Genomic DNA, 18,269 nt, shown 5'->3' with positions numbered 1-18,269 from the left:
GTAATATTGTGCCATATAGACAAAACCATCGTCAATATTTCTAAGAAAAAGGAGGAGACAACTTGAACTTTGTATCCATACAGTTAGATTCATCATCTAATGAACCCTTATATCTACAACTCTTTTCAAAGATTAAAGAAGCTATCTTATCAGATGAGCTTATTATAGGATATAGACTGCCAGCTATCCGCAGACTGGCAAAAGACCTTTCCGTCAATAATGTAACTGTTATTAATGCTTATAAACAACTAGAATCTTCCGGCTATGTTACTTCCAAAAAAGGAAGTGGCTTTTACGTTACTAAACCTAATACCCCTGAAATCAGCCTGATGACACTCCCTCCTACCACTATAAAAGAGAACTGTATTAACTTTTCAAGTGCTTCACCTCATCCAGCTATCTTTCCTACAGATTCTTTTAAATACTGTCTAGACGAAGTAATTGACCGTGATAAAGGCTTTGCTTTTGGCTATCAAGAAGCCAATGGTTTTATGCCTCTTAGAGAAATACTTGCCGAGTATTTAGAAAAGACTCATCGCATTCACACTTCACCTTCTCATATTCAAATTGTATCAGGCGCTCAACAGGGTATTGATATTATTGCTAAAAGCTGCCTAAATGCAGGCGATTATGTCGTGACAGAAACACCTACCTATAATGGTGCAACAGATGCCTTTAAATCCCGCAGTAGCCGTATTGTTACAGTTGAACTTACCCCCTTTGGCATTGATCTCATAGAATTTGAGAAGAAGGTCAATGTCTGTAAGCCTAAACTTGTGTATGTTATGACTAAATTTCAAAATCCTACTACGCTTTGTTATGCCCCATATACATTAAAGCAACTCCTAGCTCTAGCTGAAAAATATAACTTTTATCTGGTTGAGGATGATTCTACTTCCGAATTAAGCTATACAGATAGGGCACCTTATAGCCTAAAAGCTTTTGATACTCAGGACCGTGTCATCTATATTAAGAGCTTTTCTAAGCTCCTTATGCCAGGCCTACGTATAGGTTTTCTCGTTATTCCAGATGCCCTCTTAGACCGTTTTACAAAGACAAAGCAAATGACAGATATTGCTTCCTCAGGGCTTATCCATCGTAGTCTTGACCTATTCTTTAGAACTCATAAATGGGAAGAGCACCTAAGTTATATGAAAGCTATTTACAGTGGTAAATATGAGCTTATGCTTAGTCAACTTGAAAACCTTAAGGCTCTTGGTGTAACTTTTAATATTCCTAATGGTGGCTTATGCTTCTGGCTTAAATTACCTAAAGGTTTATCGGCTTACAAACTTTATGAACGCTGCCTTGAAAGTGGCCTACTTATTCTGCCAAGTACACTTTTTTATTCTACAATGCACAAAGAAAGAGACCATTATATTCGTCTTAGCTTTGCGCCTTGTGATGCTAAAGAAATTGTAGAGGGTATCGCTATTTTAGAAAAGTGCATCAAAAAAGGACTGTCCTAGACAGTCCTTTTATACTCCCATCATTTGTTTTAATCGAATTTTATCTCTTAGCCCTACTTGCTGCTCGACAACTCTTCCATTTTTCACAACAGCTAACATTGGAATGCTTTGTACTCTAAACATTTTAGAGAGCTCCACTTCTTCACTTACATTAACCTTGCAGACTTTAGCAACTCCTTCTAAATCATTTGCCAGCTCCTCAACAATCGGCCCTTGCATTCTACAAGGCCCGCACCAAGGCGCCCAGAAATCTAAAAGTACAGGTACCTTTGATTCTAACACCTCTTTATTAAAATTGCTGTTCGTAATTTGGATAGACATAAATAGAACCTCCTCTTATCAATTGATTTTTATCAACTTCTATAATTCTATTATATGTCTTTAATTTTTAAAGTTTAGTAACTTAGTCACACTTCTTAGCTACCAAAAATGCGTAATAACATGTCTGCTGTACCTACATTATATCCACTTGTAGCATAGATACCTTGGTTATTCTCATCTGTTACGATGATTAATGGAAGCTTATCAGGATCTACATACATTCTACGTGCCAAAGTATTGATATTTTCTTCAAAACTATCGTAGTAAATAGAGATATTTTCTAAAGCATTTAAGACTTTTCTGAGTGTAGGGTCTTCTAGTGCTGTTTGATCCCTCATAACAAATATAATCTGTCGTTCTATAGTCTTAAATAATTCTTTTTTCTCATAGATTTCATTAAGAATATGTTCTGTAGGCTCCTTACTTTCTTCTATCCATATCCATAAGTGCTTAGCATATTGGCTGAGCTCTAAGCCCTTTATCACTTTCTTATTCTGATCTTTAAGTTCAAAGTCTGGTAAAGCAATGTGCTCAAGCATATCACTTAGCTTAGCTTCCTTGAGCTCAAGCTGCACTGTCTTACTTTCACTCGCTTTAAGTCCTATGTACATTACCTTTGCAAAGATATTGCCATTTGGCAAACGATTAGAAGTGATAAGACGGTATACACCTGGTTCTAAGTTTAAAGCTAACTCTCCATCTTCCCATTGTAACTGGCTTAAATTCAGTGATTGATACTGCCCTTTATGTAATTTCGCAATAGACCAGTTCTGGAAATAGGTCCAAGTCTCTTCCCTACTCCTTAATATACATATACTATTTTTAAGGGCTTCTGTCTCTATAGCTTCAAATGTTCCATTAGTATAGTACTCTACTTTACCATCTATAGTATGAAGTCTTGCTGGAATACCTAGTGTTCTACAAATAGCTACAAATAGAATTTTTTTAGATACTTCACTCCCTCGTTTAATTTGCAAGCACCCTACTGGCGTAGTAATAAGATTGGGATATTCTCTCGTATCATCTGTTTCAATAGTTTCTTCTATATGTTGCCATATGTATTTAGGATTTTGCACCATTTTAGCCTTCTCTTCTTGGCTATAATAGCTATGAATAAATTGGCGATAGGCTGTAAGTGGTTCAAGTGCCACTCTTGGACTTAAAACATACTGTATAAAAATAGGCTCCTCATAACACTTTGCATAAGTAACTGCATAATTTAAATGCTCTATAAGCACTTCTCCTTTGCAGTCTCTATAATCTTTTTGAGTTAATACGCCTAGTAGTTTGTCTTTCCATACCTCTGCTTCTTTTTTAACTTCTGCTAACTTAAAGTATACAATTTCTTCTGCGTTACCTCTGGCTATATCTAATACCTCATCTTTATTTTGAAAGCTTGCTACTTTCTCCAACCTTTTTTGAGTTGCTTCACTGCATCTGTTTTTACCCTTAAATTTCTGAGAATATGTAGGCTGCTGGGTATGAATAGACGCATCTAATGGTGCAATGACTTCAAGCTCTATCCATTCATCTCTTATGACACTCTGACTTAAATCAATGTTAATACAATCTACATCTTTTGTATTAATTAAAATATCTGCAGACTGTTCCTCTTTGCTTACATGTAGGTGCAAGCTCCCAAGCCCTGTTATTAAACTTGCTTCTCCTACCTCGTTGGTCCATACAGATGCTACAGGATAGAACTCTGCATAATTAAGCACCTCAAAATCCACCCTAGCATGAGATACAGCCTTCCCCTTATGATCTACTACTTTCACAGTTAATTTTTTTGTAAGCGCATAGCGCTGAAGCTGATTAAGAAGTGTAGCCATACCTTTATGCTCTATTTCTTCTTCATCAGTAGGTGCTATAAAGTCAAACCACCTGGAGTGAATCAACATAGCACGTGATGAAGCACTTGTAAACCATCCTTTATTCAATATTTCTTCTGGCTCACAGGCACCTAGGAAATACCACTCCCCTTCACACCAAACCTCTACCCATGCGTGATTATCATCACAGTGAGACCATCTTGGCGCATAGACTTGTCTAGCTGGAATGCCTACACTACGAAGTGCTGAAACAGTAAATGTAGATTCTTCCCCACATCTTCCATAAGCAGATTTATAAACAGTTAATGGTGCTACTGTCCTTTCATCTGTAGACTGATAAGTTGCTTCTTCACTACACCAGTAATTAACCTCTAGTATACTTTCCTGAGTACTTTTTCCCACTACCCTATCTTTTAATTGATTATAAAAGAAGCTACGACATGGCATGATTTCTTCTTCATTAATACGGTGGTGAAGGACATAGTTTAAAAAGATATCTTCTGGTATATGCCAAGCATCTCTTTCCCATAAATATAAACCATGTTTAGCATAATCTAAAAATACCTCAAAACTATAGCAAGCCATATCACTTAAAGGCATAGTGGTATATAAAAACTTCATAGCTAAGCCTTCATCTTCACTACAGCTTTTTAATCCTTCTAAAATCTCTACTTTTTTGTCTCCTAAAAGTGGGATAAGTTCCTCAAATCTTTCTTCTATTTGAAAAGCTCTATTAGCTGAAAACATAACATTCTCCCCCTATCCTAATTTAAACTTTCTAGTGTATTTTGGGTTTCCTCACTAAGCTTACTGCTTGTTTGCCAAATCTCATACTCACTAAGATATTTAAACCCCCTATTAACTCCTTTTTTCTAAAAATTGTCTCACTAGCTTTTGCGATTTTATCTGATATATAATAAGAAGTAGCTCGTGTATTAGAAGCACCTAAGTAAACTAGAGCAAGCCCCACCTAGTGCAATATGATGTGGAGCTACGAAACAGTTAATACCTAGAGCATAGCTAATTGTTCCCAATATATTAAGTATAATAATAAAAAGAATTTTTTGAAAGTTAATTTTTTAGCTCTTTTCTTCATATTCCATCATAACAAATACTAAATCAAACACTTTAATCGTACCGATAATATTCATTAAGATACACCTACGAATAATAGGCTTTAAAAGGGGAAAATATTCTTTTAAATAAACAAGTTTAATTCTGAATTGTCCGCAGCGCCTAAATAAGTGGCTACCCCTCCTATTTCTACACCATCGATGAACTCTTCTTTTTTAATTCCCATAAGCTCCATGCTCATGGCACATGCTACCAATTTGACACCCATACGGCATGCATTTTCAATCATTGTATCTAGGTCATCTACACCATGTTTTTGCATAATTTGTTTAATCATCTTAGGGCCCATCCCTCCCATATTCATATGGGATAATCCTAACTGCCCTGTATGAGATGGAAGCATTTTATCAAACATAGTCTCTATAAAATCTTTTTCTACCTTAGGTTTATCTTTTTTCTTTAAGATATTAAGCCCCCAGAAAGTAAAGAATAAGGTGACTTCTTTCCCTGTTGCAGCTGCGCCTGTTGCAATGATAAAAGCTGCAATAGCCTTATCTAAATCTCCACTAAACACCACTAAAGTTGCTCCATTTTTTTGAACTGACATAGATGCTTTTTGTTTCTCTTCATCTTGCTCTACACCCTTTTTAATAGTAGCTGTAAATGCTTTACGCTTTTTATCAAAATTTACCCCTAATAGGGCATTATGTGTCGTTTCACACCATGCCTCAATGTCTTTTGCGAAACCTGGATCGCTGGCATTTACTTTTAAAACTTCTCCTGCTTTCATTTTCTCTAACTGCTCATAAACCTTACTAATTGGTCCTGGGCACTGCAAACCACATGTATCTAATTCGTACTCACTCCTATTTTCTCCTCTTTCTACCTGCTCCATATTCTGTTGCATACGCAGCTTGGCTTCTTGTTGCGCTATATCTGACTTGGCACGTTTTACATAGCTATAAGTTTTAAGACCTCCATCAATACTCTTACATTTATAACCCTGCTCTTTTAGTAATCGACTGGCTACATATCCCCTTTGTCCCACCTGACACATCACATAATAAGTTTTATCTTTAGATAAGGTACCTAGCTTATCTCTAAGTTGACCTAGGGGAATATTTAGTGCGCCATCTATTTTCCCAGTAGCAAGCTCAAATTCTTCTCTTACATCGAGTATTACATTTTCTTCACCTACTACCCCATCTACTTCATACCACTGAGCCACTTCTACTAAGCCATCTATAATATTTGCTGCGTAATATCCAAGCATGTTAACTGGATCTTTAGCTGAATTATACGGCGGCGCATAACATACCTCAACATCTTGAAGGTCATAGATGGTTAACTCACCTTTTAGAGCTGTTGCTAAAATATCAATACGTTTTTCTACGCCTTCTATCCCTACACCTTGTGCCCCTAGTATTTTACCTGTTTGTGGATCAAATAATAATTTGTAAGCAATAGGGAATGCTCCTGGGTAATACCCAGCATGTGCACTTGGATGAATATGAATAGTCTTATAGCTTCTACCTAGCCCTTTTAATGTTTTTTCGTTATTTCCTGTTGTTGCTACTGTATAGTCAAAAACTTTAGCGACGCTAGAACCTAGGGTCCCTTTATATTTTTCTTTACGTCCACAAATGTTATTAGCTACAAGACGGCCTTGTCTATTCGCCGGCCAAGCAAGAGGAATCATAGTCTTTTCCTCACTTACAAAATCTTTTACAGCTATAGCATCTCCTAAAGCATAAATATGCTCATCAGAGGTTTGTAAGTAATCATTTACTAGGATAGAACCTCTTTCACTTACTTCAAGTCCGGCCTCTTTAGCTAAACGTGACTCAGGTTTTACCCCTATAGAAAGTAAAATAAAATCTGTTTCTATACTTTTTCCACTTTGCAGAACAACCTTTTTGCCTTTATTCTCAAAAGCTTTAACGCCATCTTCTAGAATTAATCTTATGCCTTTTTCAATAAGATGTGAGTGCACCATACTTGCCATTTCTATATCAAGTGGTGCCATAACTTGATTCCCTGCTTCTATTAAGGTAACCTCTATACCTAATGCATGTAGATTTTCTGCCATCTCAAGCCCAATAAATCCACCCCCTATTACAACAGCAGTTTGAGGCTTCATTTCATCAATATAATGTTTAATGTTATCTGTATCTGGTATATTCCTTAAAGTAAAGATATTACTACACTCATCTATTCCTTCTATTCCAGGCTTAATAGGCGTTGCCCCCGGAGATAAAACTAATTCGTCATAACTTTCCTTATATACTTTCCCTGTACGTAAATCTGTCGCTGTAACAGTCTTTTCTTCTCTGTTAATAGCTATCACTTCTGTAAGATTTCTAATATCAAGATTAAACTTCCTACTCATTCCCTCTACACTTTGAAGGATAAGCTGGCTACGTTCTTTGATCGTCTCACCTATATAATAAGGAAGACCACAGTTAGCAAAAGATATATATTCTCCTTTTTCAAACATGATAATTTCTAATGACTCATCCATACGTCTTAGCCTAGCTGCTGTACTTGCTCCACCTGCTACACCACCAATAATGACTATCTTCTTAGACATAATTTCACTCCTCTATCTCTTATTCCTATTTAAAATACATGGTTATTCATTGTTAGATATCTTTATAAATAAGTATAAAAGTTTCTAATGTAATTCTCTGTGATTAGGTCACAAAAGTATAATTTTGTCACCTCTTCCTCATACTAATCCTGTTAACTTAAAGGAAAGGTAGGAAATAACAATGAAAAGTGGTTTTATAAGTGTACATCCGCTTCTTGCTTTTAGCTATTTTCTCATCATGATTATTTTAGTTATGCTTATTAAAAATCCTATCTATTTATTGACGATCCTTCTTATTACCACTGGGCTTCTTTATTTTCTAGACCACTTAAGAAGCCTTCGTAAACAGCTTAAATTTTATCTCCTTATGGCTCTTTTTATCCTTATTCTAAATCCTATTTTCTCAACACATGGCACTACAGTTTTGTTCTACCTTAAAAATCGTAGCGTAACCTTAGAAGGAGTCATGTACGGAGTAACTTTCGCACTTTCCTTACTTAATATCCTCTTTTTATTTTTAGGTTATAACCTGATTCTATCGCCTCAGAGATTTCTTTATTTATTTGGCAATATAATCCCCAAAATATCTTTTATCCTAACGATTATTGTGGGATTTATCCCCCTCTTTACCCGAAGAATGCACGAAATCATAGATGTACGCAAAACTTTCGTTAAAGATATGTCTAAACATTCCTACAAGCAGCATATAACGGAATCTATGACTTCTCTTAATACACTTGTAAGCTGGACACTTGAAGAATCCCTAGAAAATGCCTCGTCTATGCGTGCAAGAGGTTATGGCACACATAAGAGGACCTCTGCTACTCTCTATAACTTCGACCATAGGGACTATGTACTTATAGGCATTGGTGTTGTTCTACTTATCATCCTAAGCATAGGCCTGTTTCTAGAACACATGAATACTTTTCCTAACTCTTTAATGCAGTGGGGTTACTTTCTATGTATCCTGCTTTTTACAGCCTTACCATTACTGATAGAAATGAGGGAATACTTAAGATGGCACTTTATGAAATCAATCACTTAACCTTTACCTACCCCCTTCATCCTATACCTACCTTACAAGATATTAACCTTTCCATTCATAAGGGAGACTTCGTTCTACTCTTTGGCCCCTCTGGATCTGGCAAAAGCACACTGCTTCGTCAACTTAAGAAAGAAGTATGGCCTGTAGGAGAGCGTACAGGTACATTAGTTTTTGAAGGGCAGCTTCTTGAGCATCTTCCTAATGACAAGTCCGCTAGCCGTATTGGCATGGTGTTTCAAAATCCGGATCAACAAATTGTCATGTCTACTGTATATGAAGAACTCGCTTTTGGGATGGAAAATCTAGGTTTTGATCCTAAAGAGATGCAAAGGCGCATCGGTGAAATTAGTACCTTTCTCGGCATTAATCATTGGCTTTACAAATCCACCTCTGAATTATCTGGTGGACAAAAGCAGCTTCTAAATCTTGCTAGTGTAATGACACTTTATCCCGATGTCCTCTTATTAGACGAACCTACCTCACAACTTGACCCTATAGCTACCCAGAACTTTCTCAATATACTAGGTCGCTTAAATGAAGAATTCTCCATTACCATTATTATGACCGAGCATCATCTCGAAGAAGTATTTCCTCTTGTAGATATGGTCTATGTCCTTGAAAAAGGTATGCTTACTTATACAGGCAAGGTACGTGAGGCTATTTATACACTGTATAAAAAAGATGTAGCCTCTCTTATGGGCTATCTTCCTTCTGTAAGTAGGCTCTATATGCAAATTGAACATGAAGCCTTAGCCTCCCAGCTTCCCCTTACACCTAAAGAAGCTAAAGTATGGTTTGATAAATTACCCGAAGAATATTTCCACCCCCTACAGCTAGAATTAGCAAGCCCCTCACCTTCAGAAGTACCTATACTTCTTAGCTGTCAGGACATTTATTTTCAATATACAAAAGATTCGCCCCTTGTTTTAGAGCGTATTCGTTTAGACGTACCTATGGGCGCTTTTCTTGCTATTTTAGGTGGTAATGGTTCTGGTAAATCTACTTTTTTGAAGGTGTTAGCTGGCATTTTACCTGCCCTTAAAGGAAAGATTAAGACAAAAGCTTCTATAGGTTATCTGCCTCAAAATCCTATGGCACTTTTCCATGAACCTACTGTACTTTCTCAGCTTCAAAATGCTTTGCCTCAAAAACTTTCACAAGATGAGGAGGATGAGCTTAGTAAGCTTATCTCTTTCCTCTCCTTACAACCTTTATTAGAGCACCACCCTTATGATTTAAGTGGTGGTGAAATGCAGAAAGTAGCCCTTGCTACTGTTCTTTTAACTAAACCAGACCTTCTGCTTCTAGATGAACCAACTAAAGGACTTGATCCTTACTTTAAAAAGCAACTTGCCCAGTACTTAAATGCCTTATTGCAACAAGGTAAAACGATTATTATGGTCAGCCATGATATGGAGTTTGTAGCACGTTATGCCACACTTACTACCCTCATGTTTAGTGGTAAGCTCCTATCCCTTCAGCCTACTACTGCATTTTTCAGCAATAACGTATTTTATACAACTTCTATTCATCGTACTGTAAAGGCTAGACTCCCCCATGCCATTACCTTAGAGGAGGTGAACCATCTTGTCCGTAACTAAACCTCTTACCTTTATAGGAATTTTCTTTTTGGACGCCTTACTCCTTCTTTTATCTTTAAAATATAATCAATATTTTTTTCTATTAAGTACCTTTATGATTATTGTGAGCATGCTCCCTATAATCTGGCATTTTGAAAGACGCCCTCTAAGTGCTGAAGAAGTGATCCTTATTGCTGTTTTATCTGCTTTAGGTGCCATAGCACGTGTACCTTTTTCAGCACTTCCTAGTGTACAACCCACTTCTTTTATTATTATTTTGACAGGTGTTATATTTGGTGGTGAAACAGGTTTTCTTGTTGGTGCACTCAGTGCACTTGCCTCCAACCTTATTTTAGGTCAAGGCCCTTGGACTCTCTGGCAGATGTTTGCTTGGAGTATGATGGGCCTAAGTAGTGGGCTTTTTAGCCATAAACTTTATGACAAAGCTTCTTTCACCTTATGTCTCTTTGGCTTTGTATGGGGTTTCTTATTTGGATGGATTATGAATATCTGGTCTGTTTTTGCTTTCTTTGACCGAATTACACTTTCTCTTTTCCTAACCTCTATGGCTACTTCCCTTTATTTTGATTTATCTCATGCCATTGGAAATGTCGTTTTCCTTGTACTCTTTTCTAAAAGTTGGTTTCAAATTTTAGGACGTGTACAAATCAAGTATGGCTTATTACACTCGTAACACTTTGATATTTTTTGCATAAAATGTAATATGACTCATATTACAGCAAAGGATGGATTTTATTATGGCAATTCCCGCATTAGCCGCTGCAGCTGCTGCAGCGTACTTACTTTTAAATAAAAATGCTTCTTCAAGTTTTAGAAATTCAGAAACTAACACACGTATAGATCCTAGTACATCTGTTACATTCGAAGTATTAGGTCCTGGTGGCACAACAGTTGTTGCCTCCCCTACAAATGTATCTATTGGCGCCAATGAAACAGCTCTTTCTGCATCTGTAAAAGGTCTTCAAGCTAATCGCCTTGCTTATCAAACAAGTGGATCTGGTGCAGGCACCTATATAACTTCTATTAACAATCTTGCGCAATTAGATAATGGTCCTCTTAGTGGCTGGCTTTACAAAGTCAATAATACCTTTCCTAGTGAAGGCCCTGCTGTTTATAGAGTAAACCCTGGTGATACCATTACTTGGGTTTACACCAACGATCTCGGTAGAGATGTAGGCGCTCCTGCTGTTATTTTTGAAGGACGTGGGCGTAAAGTACCCGTTAACAATTATTTTGTAGAACCTAAATAATTATTTTGACTTAATACCTTTTGCATGGGGCTTTCTCTTTATTGGCCTAATAATATTGCTATACGCTGTATTAAGAAAAAAGATTATAAAAATAACCGCTGACAAAGTCATTGTCAGCGATTATTTTATGCTAAGAGCATACGATCATTATCTAAAACTTTATGACTAGCCTTTTTAAAGCATTCAAGAAGCTTTTCTGTCGTCATACCTTCTCTTTCTTTCCCCTTAATATCGAGTATAATCTTCCCCTCATCCATCATAATGGTACGATTACCAAGTTCTAAAGCAGATTGTATATTATGTGTAATCATCATAGTTGTAATATGTTCAGCCTCTACAATCTCCTTTGTAATCTGAAGTACCTTCTCTGCTGTAGCTGGATCAAGCGCTGCTGTATGTTCATCTAGTAGCAGTAGTTTTGGTGTAACTAAAGTGCTCATCATAAGTGTTACAGCTTGCCTTTGCCCTCCTGAGAGTAATCCTACTTTGGTTTTCATGCGGTCTTCAAGTCCTAAATCGAGCTGAGCTAACTTCTCCCTAAAAAAGTTCTTCTCTTTTTTCTGCATACCAAAACCAATTTTAAATCCTGTTCCTCGCATATAAGCAAGTGCTAGATTTTCCTCTATGGTCATAGAAGGCGCGCTCCCCTTAAGCGGATCTTGAAAAAGTCTACCAATTACTTTGGCACGCTTATGCTCCTTCATAAAAGTAATATCCTGTCCATCTAAGATAATGCCACCACTATCTACTATAAAGTTTCCTGAAATCATATTGAATAAAGTAGATTTACCTGCACCATTTGAACCAATAATAGTGACAAAATCACCTGGCTGCAAATGTAAAGATATATTTTTTAAAGCTGCTCTCTCATTCACTGTTCCTGGATGAAAGGTTTTGCTGATTCCATTTAAAGTGAGCATGTTTCATTCTCCTTTCTTACTTTACCATGTAAGCGTTTCTTCCTGTTAAAAGCAAGTTGCTCTTTCAGTACAGGATACGAAATGGCAAGAGTAATAATAATAGCTGAAATAAGCTTCATGCTAGAAGCAGATATATTAATTTCCAACGCTGCTGCAATAATAACTCTATAGGTTACAGAACCTAATAAAACTGAAATAACATGAATAAGAATGTTCTTTTTGCGAAAAATCAATTCTGCTAGTGTTCCAAAAATAATTTCTCCTATAATTAAAGAAGCTAAGCCCGCTACAACCATACCAATGCCCATACTAGCATCTGCAAAACCTTGATTCTGACCAATCAGAGCTCCTGATAAACCTACTAAAGCATTGGCCAACATAAGCCCTATGGTCTTAGTAAAATCTACGTTAATGGAAGAAGACTTTACCATATCCTCATTATCCCCTGTTGCTCTTACAGAAAGTCCTACTTGTGTATGAAGGAAAAGTACCATATACATGATAACAAGGGTACATATAAGCAAGCCTACTAGACTTCCTCCAAAATTCTTATCAAATAGCTCTCTTGATTTTGTAAAAAGTGTTTCTACATTCAATAGCCCTATATTAGGTTTGCCACCCATCACACTAATATTAATGCTCTGAAGTCCTGTCATAGTGAGTATCCCAGCTAAGATAGGCTGAATCTTAAGCTTTGTATGCAAGAGGGCTGTTACCATTCCTGCCAGACTACCTGCTATCATACCTAAGAGAATCCCTAAGAAAGGATGGCCTATAGTAGTCATCATAACAGATACTGCCGCGCCTAAAGTAAAGCTTCCATCTACTGTAAGGTCTGCAATATTTAAAATACGGTAAGAAATATATATCCCTAATGTAAGCAATCCATATAAAAGGCCTAATTCTATGCAAGATGTAAGTGTATATAAACTCATGGTACTTCTCCTTTCTTAAATCCTCTATTCTACGATTAAAGCACCTTCTGAAGTTTCTGGTGCTCCAATTGCCTTAGCTGTTGTTTTATTAATGACTTTTTGGAATTCATCAAGGGTAGCTACTGGTAAATCCCTTATTGCCTTACCATTTAAAACTTCTGCGACCATATCTCCTGTCTGTCTACCTAAGTCTTCATAATTAATCCCCACTGTAGCATACGCCCCATCCATTACCATAGAGTCTGCCCCTACATATATAGGAACTTCCGTTTCTTTCCCAACTTCTGAAAGGACTGTCATAGCAGATGCAATACTGTTATCAATTGGTGTATAAATAGCATCTACTTTACCTGCTAAACTATAAGCTGCCTGCTTAAGCTCTGAGGTATTGGTAATTGCCACTTCTTCGTAGGCATAACCATAGTCTGGTGCAAGGGCCTTTGCTTCTTCTACTACAGACTGTGAATTTACCTCACTCGTTGTATAAAGGAATCCGAAAGTCTTAACTTCTGGAGTAAGCTCCTGGCAAAGCTCAAAAACTTCATCTACTGGAATAGCATCTGATGTCCCTGTTACATTTCCTTCAGGTTTTTCTAAATTGGTTACGAGTTTTGCAGCTACGGGATCTGTCACAGCAGAAAAGATAATGGGAATCTCACTTGTAGCAGCTGCTGCCGCCTGTGCTGATGGTGTAGCAATCGCTACTATGACATCTACCCCATCTCCTACAAATTTTTTGCATATAGAGTTTAAGTTAGATTGATCACCTTGTGCATTTTGATAATCTATTTTGATATTCTGTCCATCTACAAGCCCCTTAGCTCCTAATTCTTCTACTAAACTTTCACGAATTATATCTAAACTTGTATGTTCTACAATCTGAACAATTCCTATCGTTAACTGATCCTCCTTAGTACTACATCCTACTAACATACTTAATCCCATCATCATGGTAAGTGTTAAAGTAAATATTTTTTTCATTTTCTTGGCCTCCCACATTTTATTCTTTTTATTGAATTACTTTATTCGGGAGGCTAGCTTATTTTATATTAAAACTACGCTAATCTCCCTATCTGTCATGTGATTTTTAGTGTATAAAGTTCATATCATATGAGCGTCCTCCTTTTTTTGACAAATAAAAAAACACCTATCCTTTACTCAAGGACAGATGTTATATCTGCGGTACCACCTTGTTTGATTTACCCCATAAAAAGATAAACCCACCTCACTAGAATGCTATCACATTCTTGACCTAGTAACGCTAGTCACAGCGTCGTATGCTACTAAGCCTAGGCTTTTCACTACGCCCTCAAAGGTCCATTTGTCCGATCCGCTTTCTGCTAGGCTCTCAGCTTTCCTAACTCTCTGTAAGTGCGCTAAAGGTTTTATCTCCTTATCACAGGTTTCAATTCATATTTTTATCCTAGTATAACTCATAGAATTTTAGTTGTCAAAACATATTTTATTTTTATTACTTCTCTTCTTAAACTGGTACTTTATTAATATAGTTTATATAAAACACATAAAAAAGGTGCATAGTCATTTTTATAAGGTGGTGAAAATATGAAAGTACTTATCCTCTCTAGCTCTACTGGTGGGGGGCATAATGCAGCCGCCCTTGCCCTTAAAGCTCAGCTTGATTTTATGCAAATTCCTACTCTATTTTTAGATATACTCAAATTTGCACCTGCCGACACTTCCTCTGTCATCTCAAAACTTTACAGCAAGACAACTGTCAAAACACCAGCTTTATTTGGTCTTCTGTATAAAGCTGGTGGCCTTATTAGTACACCTAAATTTAAATCTATTATTTATGGTGCTAATACACTATATACTAAAAAACTTATCACCTACTTAATTCAGGAAAAAATTGATACGGTAATTTGCACACATCTTTTCTCGGCTCAAGCCATAACTTATATTACACATCATACAGACCTCCCCATTAAGACTTACGCTGTTGCTACAGATTATACCTGTATTCCTTTCTGGGAGGACTGCGAAATGGATGCTTTTTTCATTCCTCATGAAGAACTTCTTCAGGAGTTTAAAAATCATGGCGTAAAAGCTTGTACACTTGTTCCTATAGGCATACCTGTTCATCCAGATTTTCTAAAGCCTAGTTCCCAACAAGCTGCTAAAGCTAATCTAGAACTTGACCCTCATAAACCTCTTATTAGTATTATGTGTGGCTCTATGGGGTTTGGCCCTATTAAACCACTTATTATACACCTTACTAAAAACTTAAAAAATGTCAATTTCTTTATTGTATGTGGTCATAATGATCAGCTTTATACGGAGCTCAATCATTTAGGAAACCATATTTATGTTAAGAAATTCATAGACTATAGCCCACTCCTTATGAAAGCATCTGATATACTCCTTACTAAACCAGGTGGACTTACCTCTACTGAAGCTGTTGTATCCCTCACTCCTCTTGTCCATCTTACGCCTATACCAGGTTGTGAAACTTGCAATAAAGCCTTTTTTACTAAGCACCTCCTCTCTCTTGATGGTGATACACCAGATAAAGCCCTTACAGCTTGTAAACGTTTACTAGAAGATCCAGCTTTTTTAAACCAAATGCTTAAGGCTCAAGCACGTACTCTTAATCATAAAGCTACTTCTGATATTTGTGACTATATTTTAATGCACTCTTAAGGAGGATTTGTATGTTTATAAAACTGATTGTTGTTTTACTAGCCTTTTTATCAGGCTCTATTATGTACGCCTACTTATTACCTATACTCCTACTTAAGAAGGATATTAGAACGTTACATACAGATGCGAACCCAGGTGGAGCTAATGCCTTTAGATTACAAAAAAGCCTTGGGATTCTATGTACACTCTTAGATATTTTAAAAGGTTTTTTCCCTGTTGTATTAGGTCTATCTCTTATAGGCTTAGATTCTATATGGACGCTCTTACTTATTTTAGCACCTATACTTGGGCACGCCTTCTCCCCTATGCTTGCTGGAAAAGGTGGTAAATGTATCGCGGTAACCTTTGGCTCTCTTATGGCACTTATTCCAAAAAATTATATTGTACTGCTTCTTGCACTCATTTTTATCATTTTTTCATGTGTCATTATTATCAACCCTTGTTCCACTCGCGTCATTCTGACTATGATTACCTTCATCATTACTAGCTGGTTCTTTACACCCGAGCTCTATGTACAACTAAGTGCTCTACTTATAGGCATTCTTATTATTTACAAACACTTAAAAGCCCCTGACCCAGGACCTTTTCATATACAACTTTTACTCCATCATGTTTCACCAGAAGAATTTATCTCCTCTCACCATGTAGAGGAATAAAAAGAAGCCCCTTTACATTAAAATAAGGAGTGGACTTTGCTATGAAATCTACTCCTTATTTTTTGCATTTTATAATTAGACCTTTTAACTATTGTAGAACTTTTGTTAAAGTAATACTTTCTTCTCCATCTCGAGTTGGAATATAGAGTGTGAAACGATCACCTAATTCTCCTTCTAGTGCTTCAAAATTGCTTTTGCCGTCTTGTACATAGAAACTTCATTGAGCTCCATAAGCTGTACAAATGCTTCAGCATCACCCTTCATGGCTTTTTTTATAAGTAATTCCATAGTATATTTCCTTTCTTCCGTATAAGCCTTACATACATTAGACAGTCTAAAGGATGATTTAGGTGCATCACCTTATAATTTTATACATTAACCCCTATTATACTCTACTACAATGCTTAAAATACCAAAAAGGAGCCGTTGTGCAACAGCTCCTTCTTCAAAGTAAATCCATCTCTTTATAGCTCTTTCTTTTTTACTTATATACGCATTACATCTTCATCTTTAATAAAAATCTTAGTAATAATAAAGCCTCCTATATAAGAGATTAAAATACCTATTACAAAATTAAGCATACATTCTGGTTTCATAAGTGGTACAGCTACTAGTCCTGATGGCCCCCATGCTGTCGCCATAACTTTTGTTAGCATAACATAAGCTCCACCAAAACCTGCACCCAGTCCTGCTGTAATAAATGGTTTACCCATTGGAAGAGTAACACCATAAATAAGTGGTTCACCAATACCTAAAATACCAGCTGGAATAGCACCTGCAATAACTTGTTTCATTCTTTCATTTCTTACCTTCTTAGCTTTAAAGTAAATGGCAATAGCAGCACCTACTTGACCCGCACCCGCCATAGCAAGTACTGGGAATAACGTAACGCCACCTAAGGCTTCAAGCTGAATTGCATAAATTGGGATAAGCCCATGATGAAGGCCAAGAAGCACCATTGGTAAGAAAAGTGCTGCGAGTACATAGCCCGAAATCAGACTAACAATTGGATTACTTGAATTAATAAGCAGATTAAGCCCTGCAATAAGCCAATCTGATGCTACACCTGATACCGGCATAATCACAAAAACAAAAACAGCAGTTGTCAAAATCAATGTAATAACTGGTGTAAGAATTAAATCTAATACATCTGGTATATGTTTACGTACTGCCTTTTCAATCTTGGCCAAAATATAGACACCAATAATCACCCCAATCAAACCGCCTTTACCATTTCTAAGAATGGAATTTAGAGGGGATTCTTCATTAAACAGCCCAAAAATTTTAGCAATCTCATCTACTTGCGTCATAATAGACATAGCCCCAAGCATACCGCCTAGTGCAGGTGTTGCCCCAAATTTCTGAGCTGCATTGATACCTGTAAAAATTGTAAAATAACCTAAGAAGCCCCCACCCATTAAAGATAAGAAAGTGCCAATGGTATTCCAAACATCATTTGCAGGTAATGTCCCTCCACTTTGAAGGTTAGTAATAAGGCCAGCAAATCCATTGAAAAGTCCTGCTGCTATAATAGCGGGAATAAGAGGGATGAAAATTTCACCAATGACTTTTAGTGCATTTTTTAGTTTATTATTTTTCTGTCCACCTTTTACAGCTAATTTGTTAGCTTCCCAGTCACCTATTTTTTGTATATTTACCTCATTGCCTAAATACTCTGCTTTAAGTATTTCTTCACATTTTTTTGCTTTTCCCGGTCCTAGTACCACTTGAATATTAGATTCTTGCATAACAAGCCCTAATACACCTGGTATTTTCTTAATCTCCTCACTGTTTACCTTTTTCATATCCTTTACATCAATACGAAGTCTTGTCATACAATGGGTTTCTGTAGCAATATTGGAAGCTCCCCCAATCAGTTCAACCAACTTACTTACTAATTCTTTATTTGACATAA

The 18,269-nt window shown here is 36.7% G+C and carries 14 protein-coding genes; 7 read left to right on the top strand and 7 right to left on the bottom strand.

The window, feature by feature from the left end:
* Positions 1–62 precede the first annotated feature (62 nt).
* The gene (gene pdxR, locus H8718_RS02975; RefSeq protein ID WP_249331479.1) at positions 63–1,469 is read left to right on the top strand and encodes a MocR-like pyridoxine biosynthesis transcription factor PdxR; all 1,407 of its coding nucleotides are present in this window, start codon (positions 63–65) and stop codon (positions 1,467–1,469) included.
* A gap of 9 nt (positions 1,470–1,478) precedes the next feature.
* Here the strand turns inward: pdxR and trxA are convergent, their stop codons facing one another.
* From trxA to H8718_RS02960, 3 genes are all read right to left on the bottom strand, one after another.
* Positions 1,479–1,790 carry a thioredoxin gene (gene trxA, locus H8718_RS02970; protein WP_249331478.1) on the bottom strand — a complete coding sequence of 104 codons (312 nt, stop codon included), beginning with the start codon at positions 1,788–1,790 and terminating at the stop codon, positions 1,479–1,481.
* Between the two features lie 95 nt (positions 1,791–1,885).
* Positions 1,886–4,369 carry a transglutaminase domain-containing protein gene (locus H8718_RS02965; RefSeq protein WP_249331476.1) on the bottom strand — a complete coding sequence of 828 codons (2,484 nt, stop codon included), beginning with the start codon at positions 4,367–4,369 and terminating at the stop codon, positions 1,886–1,888.
* 451 nt (positions 4,370–4,820) lie between these two features.
* On the bottom strand, positions 4,821–7,286 hold the full coding sequence (locus H8718_RS02960) for a CoA-disulfide reductase (RefSeq protein WP_249331474.1): 2,466 nt from the start codon (positions 7,284–7,286) through the stop codon (positions 4,821–4,823).
* A 181-nt stretch (positions 7,287–7,467) separates the two neighbouring features.
* Here H8718_RS02960 and H8718_RS02955 point away from each other — a divergent pair, with 181 nt between their 5' ends.
* From H8718_RS02955 to H8718_RS02940, 4 genes are all read left to right on the top strand, one after another.
* Positions 7,468–8,331 (top strand): energy-coupling factor transporter transmembrane component T, encoded by an 864-nt coding sequence (locus H8718_RS02955; RefSeq protein ID WP_249331473.1) that lies wholly within the window; start codon positions 7,468–7,470, stop codon positions 8,329–8,331.
* Positions 8,304–9,932: an ABC transporter ATP-binding protein gene (locus H8718_RS02950; RefSeq protein WP_249331471.1), complete on the top strand. Its 1,629-nt coding sequence runs from the start codon at positions 8,304–8,306 to the stop codon at positions 9,930–9,932. Before H8718_RS02955 ends, H8718_RS02950 begins: the two co-directional genes overlap by 28 nt.
* Positions 9,919–10,605 carry an ECF transporter S component gene (locus tag H8718_RS02945; protein WP_249331469.1) on the top strand — a complete coding sequence of 229 codons (687 nt, stop codon included), beginning with the start codon at positions 9,919–9,921 and terminating at the stop codon, positions 10,603–10,605. The genes H8718_RS02950 and H8718_RS02945 overlap by 14 nt, the downstream gene beginning before the upstream one ends.
* A 64-nt stretch (positions 10,606–10,669) precedes the next feature.
* The gene (locus H8718_RS02940) at positions 10,670–11,182 is read left to right on the top strand and encodes a DUF4430 domain-containing protein (RefSeq protein ID WP_249331468.1); all 513 of its coding nucleotides are present in this window, start codon (positions 10,670–10,672) and stop codon (positions 11,180–11,182) included.
* 125 nt (positions 11,183–11,307) lie between these two features.
* Here the strand turns inward: H8718_RS02940 and H8718_RS02935 are convergent, their stop codons facing one another.
* From H8718_RS02935 to H8718_RS02925, 3 genes are read right to left on the bottom strand one after another with little or no spacing between them, the layout of a single operon-like run.
* Positions 11,308–12,102, bottom strand: a complete 795-nt coding sequence (locus H8718_RS02935; protein WP_249331466.1) for an ABC transporter ATP-binding protein — start codon at positions 12,100–12,102, stop codon at positions 11,308–11,310.
* Positions 12,090–13,037 (bottom strand): ABC transporter permease, encoded by a 948-nt coding sequence (locus H8718_RS02930; RefSeq protein WP_249331464.1) that lies wholly within the window; start codon positions 13,035–13,037, stop codon positions 12,090–12,092. The genes H8718_RS02935 and H8718_RS02930 overlap by 13 nt, the downstream gene beginning before the upstream one ends.
* 24 nt (positions 13,038–13,061) lie before the next feature.
* Positions 13,062–14,018 (bottom strand): ABC transporter substrate-binding protein, encoded by a 957-nt coding sequence (locus H8718_RS02925; protein ID WP_249331463.1) that lies wholly within the window; start codon positions 14,016–14,018, stop codon positions 13,062–13,064.
* Between the two features lie 582 nt (positions 14,019–14,600).
* On the opposite strand from H8718_RS02925, the gene H8718_RS02920 reads away from it, so the two are divergent.
* Together H8718_RS02920 and H8718_RS02915 are read left to right on the top strand one after the other, a co-directional pair.
* Entirely contained in the window at positions 14,601–15,698 is a 1,098-nt protein-coding gene (locus tag H8718_RS02920; RefSeq protein WP_249331462.1) for an MGDG synthase family glycosyltransferase, read from the top strand.
* 11 nt (positions 15,699–15,709) lie between these two features.
* Positions 15,710–16,354: a glycerol-3-phosphate acyltransferase gene (locus H8718_RS02915; RefSeq protein ID WP_177671453.1), complete on the top strand. Its 645-nt coding sequence runs from the start codon at positions 15,710–15,712 to the stop codon at positions 16,352–16,354.
* A 485-nt stretch (positions 16,355–16,839) separates the two neighbouring features.
* On the opposite strand, the gene H8718_RS02910 is transcribed toward H8718_RS02915, so the two are convergent.
* Complete coding sequence (locus H8718_RS02910; RefSeq protein ID WP_249331460.1) at positions 16,840–18,267, bottom strand: PTS transporter subunit EIIC; 1,428 nt, start codon at positions 18,265–18,267, stop codon at positions 16,840–16,842.
* Positions 18,268–18,269: the final 2 nt, after the last annotated feature.

Source organism: Zhenhengia yiwuensis, from assembly GCF_014384995.1.
Classification (GTDB): Bacteria; Bacillota; Clostridia; order Lachnospirales; family Cellulosilyticaceae; genus Zhenhengia; species Zhenhengia yiwuensis.
This window is presented reverse-complemented; position numbering and strand designations above follow the sequence as displayed.

Excerpts from the sequence above, each read along its gene's own strand:
- H8718_RS02930 (WP_249331464.1), bottom strand. The coding sequence starts at position 13,037 with ATGAGTTTATATACACTTACATCTTGCATAGAATTAGGCCTTTTATAT.
- H8718_RS02935 (WP_249331466.1), bottom strand. The coding sequence starts at position 12,102 with ATGCTCACTTTAAATGGAATCAGCAAAACCTTTCATCCAGGAACAGTG.
- H8718_RS02915 (WP_177671453.1), top strand. The coding sequence starts at position 15,710 with ATGTTTATAAAACTGATTGTTGTTTTACTAGCCTTTTTATCAGGCTCT.
- H8718_RS02920 (WP_249331462.1), top strand. The coding sequence starts at position 14,601 with ATGAAAGTACTTATCCTCTCTAGCTCTACTGGTGGGGGGCATAATGCA.
- H8718_RS02955 (WP_249331473.1), top strand. The coding sequence starts at position 7,468 with ATGAAAAGTGGTTTTATAAGTGTACATCCGCTTCTTGCTTTTAGCTAT.
- H8718_RS02965 (WP_249331476.1), bottom strand. The coding sequence starts at position 4,369 with ATGTTTTCAGCTAATAGAGCTTTTCAAATAGAAGAAAGATTTGAGGAA.
- trxA (WP_249331478.1), bottom strand. The coding sequence starts at position 1,790 with ATGTCTATCCAAATTACGAACAGCAATTTTAATAAAGAGGTGTTAGAA.
- H8718_RS02925 (WP_249331463.1), bottom strand. The coding sequence starts at position 14,018 with ATGAAAAAAATATTTACTTTAACACTTACCATGATGATGGGATTAAGT.
- H8718_RS02940 (WP_249331468.1), top strand. The coding sequence starts at position 10,670 with ATGGCAATTCCCGCATTAGCCGCTGCAGCTGCTGCAGCGTACTTACTT.
- H8718_RS02960 (WP_249331474.1), bottom strand. The coding sequence starts at position 7,286 with ATGTCTAAGAAGATAGTCATTATTGGTGGTGTAGCAGGTGGAGCAAGT.
- H8718_RS02950 (WP_249331471.1), top strand. The coding sequence starts at position 8,304 with ATGGCACTTTATGAAATCAATCACTTAACCTTTACCTACCCCCTTCAT.
- H8718_RS02910 (WP_249331460.1), bottom strand. The coding sequence starts at position 18,267 with ATGTCAAATAAAGAATTAGTAAGTAAGTTGGTTGAACTGATTGGGGGA.